Origin of the sequence: Pseudoalteromonas luteoviolacea NCIMB 1942, from assembly GCF_001625595.1 — a bacterium.
GTDB classification, from domain to species: domain Bacteria; phylum Pseudomonadota; class Gammaproteobacteria; order Enterobacterales; family Alteromonadaceae; genus Pseudoalteromonas; species Pseudoalteromonas luteoviolacea_A.
The window spans coordinates 14,598-32,495 of the sequence record NZ_AUXT01000144.1 but is presented as its reverse complement, the minus strand read 5'-3'; the positions used below and the strand labels follow the sequence as shown (position 1 = coordinate 32,495).

Here is a 17,898-nt window from a genome sequence, read left to right as displayed (position 1 = left end):
AAATCAATTGACGGATGCCGATCACGTCAGTTAGATTTTTACGAGGTCTACAATCGTGAGAGATTGTGATCGCCATCGATGTTATTAAGCGATCGGCATCATGTTATTACGCAATAAATGTAGCTCAAATGTCCCCAACGATTCAAAAACACAGCTAACCACAAAGAATTTTACCCAATTTTTAAGCAACGGGTTAAATATTCATAACAAACTGTTCTATAGAGAAATTAAGTGCATGCTTATCACGAATAAAAACAGCCAAATGCTAAAAAAGTCGAGTTTATTATTCTTATTGTTATTTTTTTGAAAAAACGTGGTTTGTATTACAGGAACAACAAAAATAACCTTAGGGAAAAAGATATGAAAAAGTCTATATTGGCTAGTGTTTTAGCACTAACATTCGGTTCTCAAGCTTTCGCAAGCAACTATGCGTTACTTTCTGAAACAAGAGATCAAATCCAATACCCAGAGTACACCCAACAGGAAAAATTAACGGTTGTTAATCAAGCGAAACAACTTCTTGAAGGTCTATATGTACACCGTTACGCAAAAGACCTTTACTATGGAGTTTCACCAACAGGTCACGTAAATCCAGTTGATGCTATCAACGACGTAATCGCTGAACTTGATTTTCTCAACTCCAAGCAATTAAACGAACGCCTAACTAAAATTTTCAAGGCACAGCGTGACCTTCATCTAGTTTATGTACACCCAACACCTGTGAGAAACTTTGCATCTATACTACCTTTCGAGTTCGATAAAACGGTAGATGTATTGGGCAATCCTGAAGTACGTGTATCCAACCTACTAGAAAACTTAGTCCCTTACGTAGGTGGTGCAAGACTGCCAGAAGTTGGTGACAAAGTCGTTTCTTACAATGGCGTATCTATTTATGACGTTGTAGAACAGAACTTAAATATTGGCTTTGGTGCTAACCCAGACGCTGGTTTCGTGCGTGCACTTGATGCAATTACATACAAAGGCCACGCGATATCACTTGTTCCAGAAGAGAACGAAGTGACAATAGAATTTGTTTCACACGCAACGGGTGAAACTTATACTACGGTTGTTCCTTGGGTAGCTAGATTGCCTCGCACGGCGGCAGCGTTAAACGGCTCAGATACAGCACTAGCAGATTCAACCTCAGACAGTACCAACCTAGAAGCTCAAATGTTCGCTGAAATCAAAGCTGAACTAGATGAAGATAATGCTTCACCATTTACGACAACGCCGACCGCAGACAGCGAAATTTCATGGGCTATTCGTGAGGTTGATGGTCAAAGTGTAGGTTATATACAATTAGATAGTTTCTCTCCTAACCGCACTAAGGAAGAATCAGTGTGGATTGTTAGCAGCCTGATGCAAAATGAGCTAGCTAATACCGACGCATTAGTTTTTGACGTACGTAACAACCCTGGCGGTAACATCGTCTATGCAGATGAATTAGTACAACTATTCTCAGCAAAGAAAACTTCACCGACAGAACTTCGTTTCATTAACTCGGATATCAACCACCACTTAATGAACGATACCATTTTCTACACTATTGGTGAAAACTGGGTAAATATACTAGCGGACGTAGCTGGCACAAATGCACAGTACACTGCAACTGAAACGTATGTTACAAAAGCGCAAAACAATGCTTTTGGTCAATCTTACTATAAACCTGTAGGGGTGTGGTCAAACGCGAAAACTTATTCATCAGGTGACGTATTTACTTGTGCAGTACAAGATAATGGCGCTGCAAAAGTATATGGTGAGAATCAGCGTACTGGCGCTGGCGGTGCAAACGTACTAAGACATTCTGTTTTCGCTCGTTATGCGGGCGCTCCGAATTTTGAATTCTTACCATACAACCAAGAAATGACGGTTTCATGGAGACAAATGGTACGTCATGGACACAACAAAAATGCCCTTATTGAAGACTTTGGCTGTGTTTCAAATCAAGTTGTACCTAAGACTCTTAGCAGCATTTTAGACAATGATGTTGGTAACTTTGACACGATTGCTCGTGATCTACTTAGCCAGCCACAATCAGTATCTTCAGTGAACTTATTACAACCTCGAGTTGTTGAATTGGCTCAGACGCAAGGTGTTTTCTCAATTGAAGTTAAAAATACCGAGCATGTAGATGTGTACGTAAACGATGTAAAAGTTGAACGTATTAATGTAAGTGCATACGGCCCTGCCGCAAAGCTAGTTGAGTTCTCTTTACCAGAAAGTATAAATGGTGAAGGTAACGTTCAGTTCGTTGGCTTAGATGCTGGTAAAACACAACTATGGAACGGCAAACGCTATTTCTTCTAATTAATATTTAAGTATTCTTTAGACGCTGTGGCTGGGCTTTAAACCCAGCCATTTTTATATCCGATAATGGCTTCACACACCTCAGAACTCACTTATCCATGTTGATTGATTTCCTGTTTTTTAACTAGAACAGTATCTAAATAGTTACCCTAAATCCCTCATTAAAATTTCATACTCTTCATTTGCATCTGCAATTAAATGCGATAACTCTCTTGCATCTCGCTCTTTTAAGACTACTTGCCATGTGACCACACCTTCCTTACCGCTTAAGGCTATATCGGCACCATTATGCTCGTACTTGATGTTGTTAAACTCAGTTGTGTGATGCTCGTGAAGCTCAACAATATCTACATCCAAAGTCCCCGTTGGGTAGACTTCAACGTGGGCGTGCAAGTTCTTATCGCCTGACAAACAATACTCTCTATGTACGGAAATCATCACTACCTCCTTAACTGTTAGTATCAATCACAAATAAGTGTAGTTCAGTATTTCGAAGCTGGATTGAATATTGTTTTCGGAAAATACATCAGATAAAAGGCTGCGCATTCAAAATGAAAAACTTGCACATTAAATTTTTGTGAACCGCTGTATTTGCAACCAACAGTGTTTTTCAAATTTATCTATTAAACAAATTTAAAGATGGTCGCACAGTAATTCTAGATAAAAGTGCCTGTATAAACTGAGGATTAGCATAGTCGCAAATTCACTACTAGAGGAAGCTATCTACTTCTGTGAGCTGTTGGAGGTAAATGTTCTTTAGATAAACTCAAAAAAAGGGCTAGAGGTAGCCGCTTTTACTATGAAAAACGAGCGTAATTGGGGAAAGCCTTTCAAATAAAGTTCAATCCCCAAATAACCGTTTTTACTTAAAACCATTCAGCATATTTTCACACACAACAGGCGTTGGGCGATGGTTGTCGTCTACCGCTACAAAAGTAAAATTGCCGGAGATAGCGAGGTGCTTATCGTCCTTATGCATCGTTTCTAAAAATATTTGCACTTCTACTTTCAAGCTTGTGTTACCTACGTGTGCAACTTTTGAAACCAGTTCCGCAAAAGTTCCTGCAGGAATAGCTTCTTTAAAATCAACACGGTCAGATGAAATAGTCACTAGCGGCTTACGGCAAAATCGTGTTGCCGCGATGAAGGCGACTTCATCCATCCAAGCTAATGCATCTCCACCAAATAACGTGTTGTGATGGTTTGTTCTACCGGGAAAAACGGTCTTTGTAACTGAAGTCGTAGAGTCTTCAATACGCTTTTTGACAACCGCATCTCTTTCTAAATCTGTCATTTATTTACTGCTTTTTACTGTTTGCTAATTTATCAATCATTAATAGTTCAGGGTCTAAGCGCTCCCCAAACCAATTAAAGCGCCAATCTAAGTGTGGGCCAGTGACACGACCCGTAGCTCCAATATCTCCGATCAGTTCGCCTGTATTTACCTTGTCCCCAACTTTTACATGCAATTTACTCATGTGAATGTACGTGGAGGTAATGCCATAGCCGTGATCGAGAATAAGTGTTCCACCGCTGTAGTATAAGTCGGGCTCAGCTAACACCACCTTGCCTGACAAAGGTGCCCAAATCGGCGTACCTGTTTTATTGGCGATGTCTAAACCAAAGTGCGGTCTTCTGGGTTCACCATTAAAGTAACGCTGGCTACCATAGACTCCCGAAATACGACCTTTGGATGGTCGGTAAACCGGCTCATAAAAATACTCAAGTGTGCTCGCTTTTGATCGAGCTGCACTGACTTTGGCTCCATCACTGCGAATACGTTTAAGCACTTCTTTAGGGGGCGAAACGTACTTTTTGGCTACGCCCGTTATTCTGTCAATATCATAATCTCGGCTAGTAATGAACAACTGTTTTGCGTGCTTACTACCGCTCCTACCAACCCATGAAAGTGTATGCTCAGATTTCGCATCACGACCAAATCCAAACACAAATTTCCCATCTGATGTTAGCTGCAACGGCTTACCATTAAATGATACAGATTTCGCACCTTCAATACTGCCTATTATCATACCGCCTTGCGTCAGGTGACCTTTCAGTTCTAATGCTTGTGCACTTAGTGCCATGCAAGCCCCGAGCACAAGTAACAGTCTATGCATAAGCTATTGCTCCTTTACCGACACCTTCGTATGCCCGTACCTTAACTTGTTTGTCTGAATATGACTTTTTAATCTCTGTCGCGAGGTAGTCAGCTATACACTCTACTGTAGTGTCGCAAGGTAAAATCTCGCATTTTTGCTGACTTATACTCATCTCGAAATAACCTTGTGTAGACTCATAGGCAAATGCATAATCACCGTCAGTTGCAGTAACATACCTTAATTGAGCACGCTCAATTAAATCTTCTTCGCTGCCCAAATAAATGTCTTCCCATCTTTGAGACCACTCTTTTTGCAATCTCGGCATACTTACATCATCGAAGAAAATACCTATCAATGATCTATGCCCATGAATAATGCGCTGGCAGTTTCCATCGTGCTTTTTCAACCCATGGCTGTAATGATAGTAAAAACTGCTAGTTTCTTCTGGACGAAGAGTAATTTCGATGTCTTTTACATTGTCAGGCATTTTAGGCAATATTTGCCCTTTCAGAAATGCAACCACGGATTGCACATCTATTTGTTCACCTTCAACGACGCAAACCGCTTCGTCTGGTGCACTCATGGCCAAATGGTGGCCGTTAAAATGATAGTCAAAAGCAACTCTGCCTTCATTTTGTTCAAACTGGCAATCTAACTTTGAAGGAATGGCCAATTTATGATCTATTGTACTATCAATGATACTTTTGATTTGTTTTTTTACTTTTGCAAAGTCTAAAACCATTGACTCTTCATTCAGCTGACCGTGCAAAGTCATATCTACAATCCAACTTTCACCAACAGCTCCTCGCTTGGCACATAAGTAAGAAAAATCTATTACCGTTAAGGCATCTACAAAAAGGATCATAAACTTCCATTAAATTTCTAACAAAACAATTTGATTATAAAGTTTTTTCAACCAAAAATCGCGTTAATCGCAAAGAGAATTAATTTTAATGCATTTGACGACTAATCTTGGTAAAAATTTAACTGTTCAGAGTTGTTTAGCGTACAAGTGTACGCTAGAGTACCCGCAATTAGAAATAAAGAATGAAGACTATGGAACCAAAAAATAGCTATACAAAAGAAGAACTAATCCTTTGTGCAGAAGGAGAAATGTTTGGTGAGAACAACTGTCGCTTACCAATCGACAACATGTTGATGATGGATCGCATTGTCGAAATAAACGACAATGGCGGCGAATATGGTAAAGGCCAAATCATTGCTGAGTTAGACATAAACCCTGATTTATGGTTCTTCGATTGTCACTTCCGCGGCGACCCTGTAATGCCAGGTTGTTTAGGTCTTGACGCTATGTGGCAAATTGTTGGCTTTTTCCTAGGTTGGTCTGGTGGTCCTGGTTTGGGTCGTGCACTCGGTGTAGGTGAAGTGAAATTCACGGGTCAAATTTTACCAACAGCTAAAAAAGTAACTTATCGTGTAGACATGAAACGCGTTATTAAACGTAAGCTGTTTATGGGCCTAGCTGATGGCGTTGTTGAAGTAGATGGACGCGTTATCTACGAAGCAAAAGACTTAAAAGTAGGCTTATTCCAAGACACAAGCGCTTTTTAATTAGTCGTTCAAAAAATTAAGCCCCTGCATAGGGGCTTTTTATTACTCAAAATTCGTTGACGGTATTGTTTTACGTTTTAAACATATTGCGATTGTCTATGGCCTCTCGCCAGCCACCTAACCATTCTGATCTGTGCTCAATTTGCTGATATGGACATAAATCTTTAGACCGCCCTGCTAAACCTGCCTTAAATCCTTGTGAGTGTGCTCTCTCTAAACGGTCTCTTTTCTGTCTCTTCATAGGTAAATTCCTCACCTTCAATTTTTGATTGCTTTAGTCTTATGACATCCACATTTAATAAATAGTTAACGCAACCGTAATTATCAACTTCAAATGTGTTTCGAACTCAGCTTGTATAAGAAGTACCTTTTAAAATTACGATATTAGCCTCTTGAGTCAAATACACGTTACAGAATGACGCCAAACTATTTTGGATAGAATCAAAATTAAGTTTTGCAATAATGGTAATAATAAGCACCCCGCTCGCAGACTAATCTGTGCGTGCGTCGCTTATTCAGTAGGAATGGCCAAACCTCAAGACTCAATAAATCATAGATTAGGATCACATGCAATAATTAAACGATGAGAACGGTAAGTGATTTTACCTAAAAGGTATTTTAATTCAAAAATATAGATAAATTAAATTTAAAATTGCAAAAAGCATCGCTTTAGAGATTAGAACACCGAATATCTATGTAAAAAAACATTCATTATTTTGTCATAAAAAAGGCCGCTAGATAGCGACCTGATTTCAATAACTTGCCTAGTTACTTCAGAACTTCTAAGCCACCCATATACGGCTTAAGTACCTCTGGAACGATAATAGAACCATCTTCTTGTTGATAATTTTCTAATATTGCAACCAGTGTTCTACCTACAGCTAAGCCAGAACCATTTAGAGTATGCAGTAGCTCAGGTTTCTTTTCACCAGCACGACGGAAACGCGCCTGCATGCGGCGTGCTTGAAAGTCCTGCATATTTGAGCACGAAGAAATCTCTCGGTAAGTATTTTGCGCTGGCAGCCACACCTCAAGGTCATAAGTTTTTGCAGCACCAAAGCCCATATCACCCGTGCAAAGAACAACTTTACGATAAGGTAGTTCCAACGCCTGCAAAATTGCCTCTGCGTGTCCTGTAAGCTCGTCTAGCGCATTCATTGAATCTTCAGGCTTTACTAGCTGAACTAACTCAACCTTATCAAACTGATGTTGACGAATAAGGCCGCGAGTATCTCTACCGTAACTACCAGCTTCACTTCTGAAACAAGGAGTGTGCGCAGTCATGCGAATTGGTAACTCTTTCTCATCATAAATTTCATCGCGCGCGCAGTTCGTTAACGGCACTTCTGCTGTAGGGATCAGACTGAAACCATCTTGGTCTTCTTCTAAAACCTCTGTATGGAAAAGATCAGCGGCAAATTTAGGAAGCTGACCCGTACCAAACAAACTCGCTTTATTTACTAAGTAAGGCACATACATTTCCGTATAGCCATTGTGATCAGTATGCGTATCGAGCATAAACTGCACAAGTGCACGGTGCATTCTTGCAACACCACCGCGCATTACCGTAAAACGAGAACCACTTAATTTAACACCAGTTTCAAAATCTAGGCCTTTACCAAGCGCTTCACCTAAGTCAACGTGATCTTTCACTTCAAAGCTAAACTGTTTAGGCTCGCCCCATTTTGACACTTCAACATTATCGTCTTCGTCAGCACCTGCTGGCACTTCTTCTGCTGGTAAGTTTGGTAATGTCAAAGCAATGTCTTGTAGTTCAACAAGTATTTTATCTTGTTCAGCTTTCGCCGCCGATAGCTGATCACCCAAATCTGCAACAGCATCAAGAAGAGGCTGTACATCTTCACCTTTTGCTTTTGCTTGACCAATCGCTTTGGAACGACTGTTACGCTCACTCTGTAATTCTTGAGTTCTTGTTTGTAGAGTTTTACGCTGCTCTTCAAGCGCATTAATTGTAGCAACATCTAGCTCAAAGCCACGTTTTTTCAAGCGTGTAGCAGCTTCTTCAATGTCTTGTCTTAAATACTTTGGATCTAACATGTTTGTTCTTTTAACCTTTTTGCATGACTAAGCAAAGACCTATCCAGGCCATAAAAATACATATAACAACATTCAACGTAATATTCAGTGCCATTTTCACAATTTGCCCTTGCTGTAACAACAGCAAGCTATCCATTGAGAATGTCGAAAATGTCGTCAAAGCACCTAAAAAACCTATCCCAACCAATGCTTTGGCTGGAGATACTTCGATTATTTGCTTTTCGATTAATCCGTAGAGAATGCCCATCAACAGTGAACCCAGAATATTAACGGTCAACGTCCCAAAAGGGAATCCCTTACCTGCGAGTTTTAGCACAATATCGCTAATTAAAAAGCGTAGGCATGCACCAAAAGCGCCGCCCATAGCAATCATTAAATACGTTTTAAGCATTTCCATCTAGGGTTTATCCGGCAATTTTCCATATCGTTGTTGCCCACTGTTTGAATCGAGTGACTTGAGGTAATTGAGCTTTTCCCCAATTTGTTTTTCTAGTCCTCTATCGGTTGGAAAGTAATATTGCCTATCAGATACCGCTTCTGGAAAGTAGTTTTCTCCTGCGGCATACGCACCAGATTCATCATGTGCATAGCGATATTCCTCTCCAAATCCCATTTCTTTCATTAGTTTCGTAGGAGCATTTCGTAAATGTTCTGGTACGGGTAAATCAAGATCTGACATTGCATCTCGTTTGGCCTGTTTAAACGCGGTATACACAGAATTACTTTTGGCTGCGCTGGCAAGATAAATAGTTGCTTGTGCGATTGCTCTCTCACCCTCAGCTGGGCCCACACGGTGATAGATGTCCCAAGCGTTTAACGCAACTTGCATAGCTCTTGGATCTGCATTGCCAATATCCTCGGTTGAAATTGCAAGTAGTCGACGTGCAACATAAAGTGGATCACCTCCACCAGCAAGTATTCGACAATACCAATAAAGCGCCGCATCTGGCGCGCTGCCTCGGACTGATTTATGAAAGGCGGAGATTAAGTCATAGTAAATATCACCACCGTTGTCATATTTGGCCAAATGACTTGGCAAGATCTGCTCTAGTACTTTACTGTCGACAACTATTTGCTCATCTTTATGAGTGCCAAGGTCTACCGCTTGCTCCAACAAATTGAGTGCCCTACGCGTGTCGCCATCAGCGGCTTGAGCGATCGCCGAGATTGCCTCTTTACTAATCGTAATTTTAACTTTGCTTAGCTGTTCATCATCTCGTAAGGCTCGATTCAATGCATGAGTGAGCTCTTCTATCGAAAGCGGCTTCAGTGTATAAACACGTGCTCTTGATAAAATAGCGTTGTTGAGTGCAAAAGACGGATTTTCGGTTGTGGCGCCAATAAAAACAAACGTACCATCCTCAATATGTGGCAAAAATGCATCTTGCTGCGATTTATTGAACCGGTGTACTTCATCAACAAATAGCAAAGTTCTGCGGCCCGATTGAGAAAGGCGGCTTTTAGCTTCTAACACAACCTCTCTGATTTCTTTAACGCCCGCAGTCACCGCTGAAAGTTTTGCGAGCTCAGCATCCGCATGGTGAGCAATGATTTCAGCTAAAGTTGTTTTACCAACTCCTGGAGGTCCCCATAATATTAAGCTATGGCATTTACCTTGCTCTATCGCTCGATATAAAACCGAGCCTTGGGCTAGAATATGTGTCTGACCAATGTAGTCCTGTAACGATTTTGGCCGCATTCTAGCGGCCAAAGGTCTAACATCTGGTGAAAAGTCAAAGCCTAAGTTAGTCACTTTCTGTTTGGTCGTCTATGACCACCCCGTGTGGAATTTTAAAAGTAAATGACGCATCATCTAACTCTAGGTTTGTTTTACTGTTGGCAAATTTAAACATAGAAGTTTGGCCTGACGCATCTTTGATACTAATAGAGTCAATCTCAACACCCTGCTTCTTAAAGACAATATCCAATAACTCTACTTGAGATTCGACGTTTTGCTTTGGTGAAACACGATAACCAGCCTCAGTTTTCTCTACTTGATATTTTTGCCATTGAGACTTGTCTTGGGTTGTTAATAAAACAAACGGAGTTGTATCTATCAAACCAGCTGTTTTCGTTACAGTAACTTGCTCTGCAAAGCTATCAAAATAGAAAGTCTTTTTTCCATCTGAAACAAGAAGTGTTTCATCCGGAGCTGTTTGCTCCCATCTGATCTTCGACGGGTACTTAAGTGCTATATTTCCTTCTCCGTCTTGCAGCAACGTACCATCTTCATCTTTGACTTGTTGTTTAAAGTCTGCTTGAAACGTGTTTAAAGCTTTTAATTTTGATTTTAATGATTCTGCATCACCAGCAATTGCCTGTGACATAGCGCCAATTGTTACACCTAGTACTAAGGCTATTGATTTAAACTTCATTCTAATTTGCTCCACCTTTCGGTACTAATACTTCTCTCGCGCCGTTGTGTCCAGGTGCACTCACAACACCCGACATCTCCATTTGCTCTACCAAACGCGCGGCTCGGTTATAGCCAACTCTCAATTTACGCTGAACGCTCGATACTGACACTTTACCCGTTTCAATAACAAACGCCACAGCTTCATCATACAACGGATCAGACTCTTCATCGCCGACTTCTGCTTGCTCTCCGGGTAATAGGATCTCTTCTGTTGCCTCTCCACATAAAATGTCTTCTATATAGTTAGGCTTGCCTCTGGCTTTCCAATCATTCACCACTGCATGCACTTCATGATCATCAACAAATGCACCATGTACACGACTTGGCACACTTGTTCCAGGTGGCAAATAAAGCATATCACCCATACCCAGCAAGTTTTCCGCACCTTGTTGGTCAAGTATGGTTCGAGAGTCTATTTTACTAGAAACCTGAAACGCCATTCTAGTTGGAATATTTGCCTTAATTAATCCTGTAATAACATCTACAGAAGGCCTCTGAGTCGCTAGGACCAAATGTATCCCAGCTGCTCGTGCTTTCTGTGCGATACGCGCGATTAACTCTTCTACCTTTTTACCTACAATCATCATCATATCGGCAAATTCGTCTATGACAACAACAATGCTAGGTAATTTATCTAACTCTTCCGGCCCGTCAGCCATGCCATCTGTATCTTTGAAAAGAGGGTCTAATATTGGATGCCCAGCCTCTTTTGCAGTGATCACTTTCTGGTTATAACCTTTGAGGTTTCGAACACCCAAAGCTGACATCAGTTTGTAACGGCGTTCCATTTCACCAACACACCAACGAAGTGCATTAGCTGCTTCTTTCATGTCTGTAACAACTTCACACAATAAATGCGGAATGCCTTCGTACACAGATAATTCCAACATTTTTGGGTCTATCATTATCATGCGCACATCTTCAGGTGGCGATTTATATAGCAAGCTTAATATCATAACATTAACGCCAACTGACTTACCTGAACCAGTAGTACCTGCAACAAGTAAGTGTGGCATTTTAGCCAAGTCTGCTACAACTGGCTCGCCAGCAATATCTTTACCTAACACCATAGTAAGAGGCGATGCATTTTGTTCAAATTTAGGCGCATTAATCACTTCTGACAAACGAACAATCTCTCGATTTTTGTTCGGTAACTCTAATCCTACATAAGTTTTGCCTGGTATTACTTCCACAACACGTACACTTACCGCTGACAGTGAACGTGCCAGATCCTTTGCAAGTCCAGTAATTTTTGCCACCTTTATGCCTGGAGCAAGATCTAGTTCAAAACGCGTTACGACTGGTCCTGGATAAACACCAACAACAGCTGCTTGAATATTAAAGTCTAAAAGTTTTACTTCAACGAGTCTTGATACAGTTTCAAGCTCTTCTTTAGTTATCGGGTTTTTGGCTTTATCAGGTCTGTCTAACAAATCTAAAGATGGCAAAGGATCTGTTGGCGGCTCAGCTTCAAGAAGTGCCTCAAATTGTTCCTTTGCTGATGGCGGCGTTTGATACGCTGGCTTTGGCTCAGTATTAGGTTGGTTATGTTTTAACGGGCGAGCTGGAGAAACCACTTTGGTAACCGGTTCCTCTTTAACGGCAGCGTCATCCAATGCATTTAATGCTGCCACAGTATCTAACGACTCATCATCGATCGCAGAAAAGTTAATTTCTTGCTCTAGGATTTGATCTAGTTCGTCAAACACATCTGACGAAACAGGATCACCTAGCTCATTTTGACTAGTAGAAAAGTTGGGTTCTATTGCAGGTTCAACTACGGCTTTTTGCTCTTGTTTACGACCAACTGCAGAAAATAGCTTGTCTTTTAGTTTCAAAGGCTTCGTTGTTTGTGGTAGTTCTTCAAGCGTATTTTCCTGAACCGCATCTAACGAGGGCATCTTGTGAGCACCTACTGCATTATGAGCCCGTTCATTTTCTCTTCTTCGAAGCTCAGCTACTTCAGTTGAAGCGCTCGTCGGGATATTGTCTATCGAAGATTCATCGACAATTTTTTTGTCTTCAACATTAGAGCCTGCTGGGACTGCTCCTGTCTGACGCTCTTTGAATTTGAAAAATAAAAACCGAATTAAATTGACAACTTTTTCACCTAAGTAGTCGACAGCTTCTACCCAAGATACACCCGTTAGCAAAGTTATGCCCGCGAAGAAAAAACATAGCAGTAAGATAGAGGTACCAGTAAAATTAAAAGCCGGCATCATCGCACCTGCGACTATGTCCCCTACTACCCCACCGGAAGAAAACGTGTAAATATCGTCAAAGTTAATACTACTTATTGTACTGGCTGATGCGACAAACAAAGTCGCCCCTATCACCCTTAAACCAAGTGTCGTGTAGTCTAATTGCAGAAGCTTATGCGGCTTTTTAAAAATTAAATAACCGAACAATTGCATGGCTGCTGGTACCAAAAATGCCAGCCAACCAAAGCTAAGTAGCAAAATATCTGCAACCCAAGCTCCCGCAGCCCCCGTGATATTGTTAACCTTTATAAATTCACCTGCTTGAGTCCAAGCAGGGTCGGCAGGGTCAAACGATATCAAGGCACACAGCGTAAAAATTGCGGCAGCTGTGCTAACGATTAGACCTGTTTCAAGTAGGCGCTGAACACCATTTAAGCGCATTAAACTCAACCTGTATTATCTTTATATTAAAAACGTCTATTATAGAATACACCATATCAAGAAATTCTTTAAGGTGCACAAGGTTTTATAACCTCACCTTGCTCCCCTTTTACTTCTTCCATAACAACATAGGTACGGCTTTCATTGATATTCGGCAATTTGAGAAGGATTTCGCCTAGCACACCACGATATTCAGACATGTCTGTTACTCGTGTCTTGAGTAAGAAGTCAAAATTTCCAGATACCAAGTGACATTCTATTATTTCATCATGCTGCTTTACAGCTTCGTTAAAACGTTCAAATACATCAGGCGAATTTTTATTGATCGTCACTTCAACAAATACGAGTAACCCTTGCCCGAGCTTAACTGGGTCAACAACCGCTTTGTAACCTTTAATAAACCCCTCCCGCTCGAGCTTTTTTACCCGCTCCAGACACGGAGTCGCACTTAACCCGATACGCTTTGCTAACTCTACGTTCGATATTCGACCGTCTTTTTGTAATTCAACTAAAATCTTTCTATCAGTTCTATCAAGCTGAGTATGCATGAAAAGTGTTTTATCCTACATTTTTTTATTTTAAAGTGTTTTCATCCTTAAAATAGCATAAAAAAGGTAGGACACACTAGCTTTACATAATTATAATAGTCGAAAATGTTATCCGTTCTTATTTGAGGCGATTTATTATGATTATTGGTGTACCTAAAGAGATTAAAAACCACGAATACCGTGTTGGTATGGTTCCAGCGAGCGTTCGTGAACTAATTAACCACGGCCACCAGGTTATCGTTGAAACAAATGCTGGTATTGGCATTGGTTTCACAGACGAAGATTACATTCAAGCAGGTGCTGAGATTCTTTCTACAGCAGCAGATGTTTTTGCTAACGCTGAAATGATCGTAAAGGTAAAAGAGCCGCAAGCAGTTGAGCGTGCGATGCTACGTGAAGATCAAATTCTTTTCACATACCTTCACCTAGCACCTGACCTTCCACAAACGGAAGACCTAATCAAGAGCGGTGCAATCTGTATCGCATACGAAACAGTTACTGACGCACGTGGTGGTCTACCTCTTCTTGCACCAATGTCAGAAGTTGCTGGCCGTATGTCAATTCAAGCCGGTGCTCAGGCGCTTGAAAAGTCAAACGAAGGTCGCGGCATGCTACTTGGTGGCGTACCAGGCGTAGAGCCAGCTAAAGTTGTTGTAATCGGCGGCGGTATGGTTGGCCGTAACGCAGCTCAAATGGCTGTAGGTATGGGCGCTGACGTTACTATTTTAGACCGTAACATCGACGTACTACGTAGCTTAAACGCTCAGTTTGGTAGCCAAGCTAAAGTTATCTACTCAACTGTAGATGCGCTTGAAAAGCACGTACTTGCAGCAGACCTAGTAATCGGTGGCGTACTAATCCCTGGTGCAGCAGCGCCTAAACTAGTTACAGCTGACCATATCAAAGCAATGAAGCCTGGTTCTGCAATTGTTGACGTAGCTATCGACCAAGGTGGTTGTATTGCTACTTCTAAAGCAACTACGCATGCTGAACCCACTTACATTGTTGATGATGTTGTACACTATTGTGTTGCTAACATGCCAGGTGCGGTGCCACGTACTTCTACGTTCGCGCTTAACAATGCAACTCTGCCTTACATCATCAAGCTTGCGAACCTTGGCTATAAAGAAGCGTTACTTTCTGACCAACACTTCCTAAACGGTCTTAACGTGCTTAAAGGTCAAGTTACATGTAAAGAAGTTGCTGAAGGCTTCGACATGGAATATATAGACCCTCGTTCAGCGGTTGAAAACGCTTAATGTAAAGTTACGCATTTAATAGGCCAGCCTCTGCTGGCCTTTTTTATGCCTACTCAAAGTAGTATTTCTGCCTGTTTACCCTGCTTGGCTATTTTTTACTATTCTTAGATATAAATAAGATGAAGTGAGCAAAGTTATGGCCATATCTTTAACACCACAAGAAAAACAAATCTTACGTACTATTTCTATCCCACCAAGGCCCGAAGCGCTTGTAGAGTTCTCTCAAGAAACAAAATTCGCAGAACCCGATATATCAAAGATAACTAAAATTCTACAGGGTGATGTTGCAATTAGTGCGGCAGTGTTGCAGGTCGTAAACTCAGCAGCATTTAGAAGGGCCAGAGAAATCGAATCTCTAGAACAAGCAATTATGATTTTAGGACTAAAAAGATTAATTCCACTTGTGAAAGCTGTGGCAGTCAAGGCAACTGTTGAAACACCAAAATCACTCGAAAACTTTTGGGCTGAACAAAGTGACATTGCTCAGCTATGTACGTCGCTATGTAATAAGTTACATAAGCCAGCCCTCGCAAATCATGCCTATATGTTAGGTCTCTTTCATACCGTTGGCATTCCTCTGCTATGCGTACATTTTGAAGACTATCAAGAGATATTAGACTGTGCAAAAACACAAGGATGGAGTAAAGCAAGTGCGTTGGAATTCGAAAAATATAATACCAGCCATACCACGATAAGTGCGCTACTTGCTCAACAATGGAAGCTACCAAAGCCCATGATTAATGTGATTTATTATCAGCACGATGCCAGCGGTATATTCCACTCAGGTGAATTAGACATCCTCAGCTTAGAGTTACTGGCCATACTAAAGTTGGCACGCTATGGCAACTTCATGACTCAAACAGCTGGTTCTCTTGCAACTGATGAGGAGTGGGTAGCTATCAGTGACGAAGTATTGGATTTCATCGGGCTTTCAGAAGAAGAAATAGAAGAGCTTTATTCGGACCTCTAGTCGGCCTAATTTCTTTAATTTCAAGATTTTTGTATCAATTTTGTAAATAAACACTTTAAACTCTGGGAATTTATTGCAACTATTGGCTAATGATTTACCTTTAATAATAAGCTCATTCATGGGAGACGTTCAGTGAAGTTCAAGTTTAAAGTAGTCGCCGTTTCTGCCTGTGTATTAGTGCTTGCTTTGTTTTTGCTCTCACTAAAACAGTATTTCCTTCTTAAAGATAATTTAGAACAACAAGTCACCAATAGTATGGAAGAAGTGATTCAGGGGATAAGTAATACTGTTACCGCACAAATGCAAGGTTCCATGAACCTCGCTGCGCTATCTACGGGGCTCGTAGAACAAATAGACTCATTACAAGATGCATATCCAATGATTTCTCAATCTAAACTTACTTCTGAGTTCATATTAATTGGCTATGGAGAGGAAAACACTGGTAAATATGTCGCCAGCGACCCTAATTGGGACCCTGGTTCAACTTGGGATCCTCGAGCTAGACCTTGGTACAAAGACGCCAAAGCCGCAGGTACACTTGTTGTGACTGAACCATACGCCGATGCAGTAAGCGGTGAAATCGTTGTATCTATTGGAGCGCCTGTCAAAAAGAATAGCCGATTCCACGGTGCTATTTTCTATGATGTCAGTCTCGCAAAACTGGGGAAGATGATTAATTCATTTAACCTTTTTGATGCTGGGTTCGCATTTATGGTTAGCTCTGGTGGCGACACCATATCTCACCCAAATGTTTCATTGAATGGACAACCTGCCAAAAATTTTTTAGGTAACACAGTCATCCGAGAGTCGTCACAAGAAATTGAAATTAAAGGCGTTGAATATCTCGTCATGTTCAAAGCTGTGGAAGGTTATGACTGGTTTGTTGGCGTCGCACTTGAGAAACAGAAAGTCTTTTCGGCAATGGATACGCTAGCTTACGACGCTACCATAGTGACGATCATTGCCGTTGTCGCGAGTTTTATCGCTCTTTCTTATGTTATCAATATTTTACTTAAACCTTTAGAAGTGATTAATACGGCAATGTCAAATATTGCGCGTGGTAACGCAGATCTGACTGTGAGGCTGCAAGCTTCAAAAGAGCCTGAGTTTTCTGCTCTTGCCGAAAGCTTTAACCTCTTTACCTCTCGGCTACAAAACATCATCGCAGAAATACAAACCTTAGGTCATGAAGTACTGGCGGATGCCAAGCAAACGTCTGCGGGCGCTAATCACGCGACACAGGCGATACAAAGACAATTAGAGTCGCTTAACTCACTAGTTGATGCAACTGCTAATATGTCTAACACTGAGCAACAAGTCGCCAATACCGCACAACAAGCCGCAGAAGCTATCAAAACAACGGATGGCCTTGCATCAGATGGCGAAAGCATTGTTGTGCAGTCAACAACCTCAATTGCTGAACTTTCTTCTCAAATAGAACGTGCAGTGGATGTGGTCAATGAGCTTGAAGTGTCTTCTTCCGGCATAGAACAGATACTCTCCGTAATTAATGGAATCGCTGAGCAAACCAACTTACTTGCTCTAAACGCGGCAATAGAAGCTGCACGCGCTGGTGAGTCGGGGCGTGGCTTTGCCGTTGTTGCAGATGAAGTAAGAACTCTTGCGCAAAGAACGCAAGAGGCAACAACAGAAATCAAGTCAATGATTGACCAGCTGCAATCTGGCGCCGAAAATGCGGTAGGTGTTATGAAGCAAAGCCAAACGATTGTAGAGAAAACAGTGGTAAAAGCAGAAGAAACCAAAGACGCGTTGCACGCAATTAGAGAATCAATAAATCATATTGTTGAGCTTAACGTAAACATTGCGAGTATGTTAGAGGAACAACGAACAGTCGTTGAAGCTGTAGATCACAACGCATCCGAAATTCGAAACCTATCTAATACTGTCGTTGACGAGGCGAAAGTCGTCGATCATACGATGAAGTCACAGGTAGACAAAATCGCAAAACAAGAAGATATGTTGGAGCAATTTAAAGTATAAAACTCTAACATCTTGATTTAATGGGC

The 17,898-nt window shown here is 41.2% G+C and carries 16 protein-coding genes; 5 read left to right on the top strand and 11 right to left on the bottom strand.

What is annotated here, in order from left to right; genetic code table 11:
* Positions 1-360 precede the first annotated feature (360 nt).
* Positions 361-2,307, top strand: coding sequence for a S41 family peptidase (locus N482_RS07670; protein ID WP_063376477.1), 1,947 nt, complete (start codon positions 361-363; stop codon positions 2,305-2,307).
* A 144-nt stretch (positions 2,308-2,451) separates the two neighbouring features.
* Here N482_RS07670 and N482_RS07665 read toward each other — a convergent pair whose 3' ends face one another.
* From N482_RS07665 to N482_RS07650, 4 genes are all read right to left on the bottom strand, one after another.
* The gene (locus N482_RS07665; RefSeq protein WP_063376476.1) at positions 2,452-2,745 is read right to left on the bottom strand and encodes a hypothetical protein; all 294 of its coding nucleotides are present in this window, start codon (positions 2,743-2,745) and stop codon (positions 2,452-2,454) included.
* Positions 2,746-3,169: 424 nt separating this feature from the next.
* Complete coding sequence (locus N482_RS07660; protein ID WP_063376475.1) at positions 3,170-3,601, bottom strand: acyl-CoA thioesterase; 432 nt, start codon at positions 3,599-3,601, stop codon at positions 3,170-3,172.
* 4 nt (positions 3,602-3,605) lie between these two features.
* Positions 3,606-4,424 carry a M23 family metallopeptidase gene (locus N482_RS07655; RefSeq protein ID WP_063376474.1) on the bottom strand — a complete coding sequence of 273 codons (819 nt, stop codon included), beginning with the start codon at positions 4,422-4,424 and terminating at the stop codon, positions 3,606-3,608.
* Positions 4,417-5,271 (bottom strand): 6-carboxytetrahydropterin synthase, encoded by an 855-nt coding sequence (locus tag N482_RS07650; RefSeq protein WP_063376473.1) that lies wholly within the window; start codon positions 5,269-5,271, stop codon positions 4,417-4,419. Before N482_RS07650 ends, N482_RS07655 begins: the two co-directional genes overlap by 8 nt.
* 191 nt (positions 5,272-5,462) lie before the next feature.
* Between N482_RS07650 and fabA the strand changes: the two genes are divergently transcribed.
* Positions 5,463-5,978, top strand: a complete 516-nt coding sequence (gene fabA, locus N482_RS07645) for a 3-hydroxyacyl-[acyl-carrier-protein] dehydratase FabA (protein ID WP_063376472.1) — start codon at positions 5,463-5,465, stop codon at positions 5,976-5,978.
* Positions 5,979-6,048: 70 nt separating this feature from the next.
* On the opposite strand, the gene rmf is transcribed toward fabA, so the two are convergent.
* From rmf to lrp, 7 genes are all read right to left on the bottom strand, one after another.
* Positions 6,049-6,219, bottom strand: a complete 171-nt coding sequence (rmf, locus tag N482_RS07640; protein WP_023398857.1) for a ribosome modulation factor — start codon at positions 6,217-6,219, stop codon at positions 6,049-6,051.
* A 527-nt stretch (positions 6,220-6,746) separates the two neighbouring features.
* Positions 6,747-8,036, bottom strand: coding sequence for a serine--tRNA ligase (gene serS, locus N482_RS07635; protein WP_063376471.1), 1,290 nt, complete (start codon positions 8,034-8,036; stop codon positions 6,747-6,749).
* A gap of 10 nt (positions 8,037-8,046) precedes the next feature.
* Positions 8,047-8,427 (bottom strand): fluoride efflux transporter CrcB, encoded by a 381-nt coding sequence (gene crcB, locus N482_RS07630; protein WP_063376478.1) that lies wholly within the window; start codon positions 8,425-8,427, stop codon positions 8,047-8,049.
* 6 nt (positions 8,428-8,433) lie between these two features.
* Complete coding sequence (locus N482_RS07625; RefSeq protein WP_063376470.1) at positions 8,434-9,789, bottom strand: replication-associated recombination protein A; 1,356 nt, start codon at positions 9,787-9,789, stop codon at positions 8,434-8,436.
* On the bottom strand, positions 9,782-10,411 hold the full coding sequence (gene lolA, locus N482_RS07620) for an outer membrane lipoprotein chaperone LolA (RefSeq protein WP_063376469.1): 630 nt from the start codon (positions 10,409-10,411) through the stop codon (positions 9,782-9,784). The genes N482_RS07625 and lolA overlap by 8 nt, the downstream gene beginning before the upstream one ends.
* A gap of 1 nt (position 10,412) precedes the next feature.
* Positions 10,413-13,094 (bottom strand): DNA translocase FtsK, encoded by a 2,682-nt coding sequence (locus N482_RS07615; protein ID WP_063376468.1) that lies wholly within the window; start codon positions 13,092-13,094, stop codon positions 10,413-10,415.
* A 68-nt stretch (positions 13,095-13,162) separates the two neighbouring features.
* Positions 13,163-13,642, bottom strand: coding sequence for a leucine-responsive transcriptional regulator Lrp (lrp, locus tag N482_RS07610; protein WP_063358172.1), 480 nt, complete (start codon positions 13,640-13,642; stop codon positions 13,163-13,165).
* Between the two features lie 137 nt (positions 13,643-13,779).
* Here lrp and ald point away from each other — a divergent pair, with 137 nt between their 5' ends.
* The 3 genes from ald (at position 13,780) to N482_RS07595 (ending at position 17,872) form a co-directional block, all read left to right on the top strand.
* The gene (gene ald / locus N482_RS07605; RefSeq protein WP_063376467.1) at positions 13,780-14,901 is read left to right on the top strand and encodes an alanine dehydrogenase; all 1,122 of its coding nucleotides are present in this window, start codon (positions 13,780-13,782) and stop codon (positions 14,899-14,901) included.
* A 136-nt stretch (positions 14,902-15,037) separates the two neighbouring features.
* Positions 15,038-15,871, top strand: coding sequence for an HDOD domain-containing protein (locus N482_RS07600; protein ID WP_063376466.1), 834 nt, complete (start codon positions 15,038-15,040; stop codon positions 15,869-15,871).
* A gap of 132 nt (positions 15,872-16,003) precedes the next feature.
* A complete protein-coding gene (locus tag N482_RS07595) occupies positions 16,004-17,872 on the top strand; it encodes a methyl-accepting chemotaxis protein (RefSeq protein WP_063376465.1) in 1,869 nt (622 codons plus the stop codon).
* The last annotated feature ends 26 nt before the right edge of the window (positions 17,873-17,898 follow it).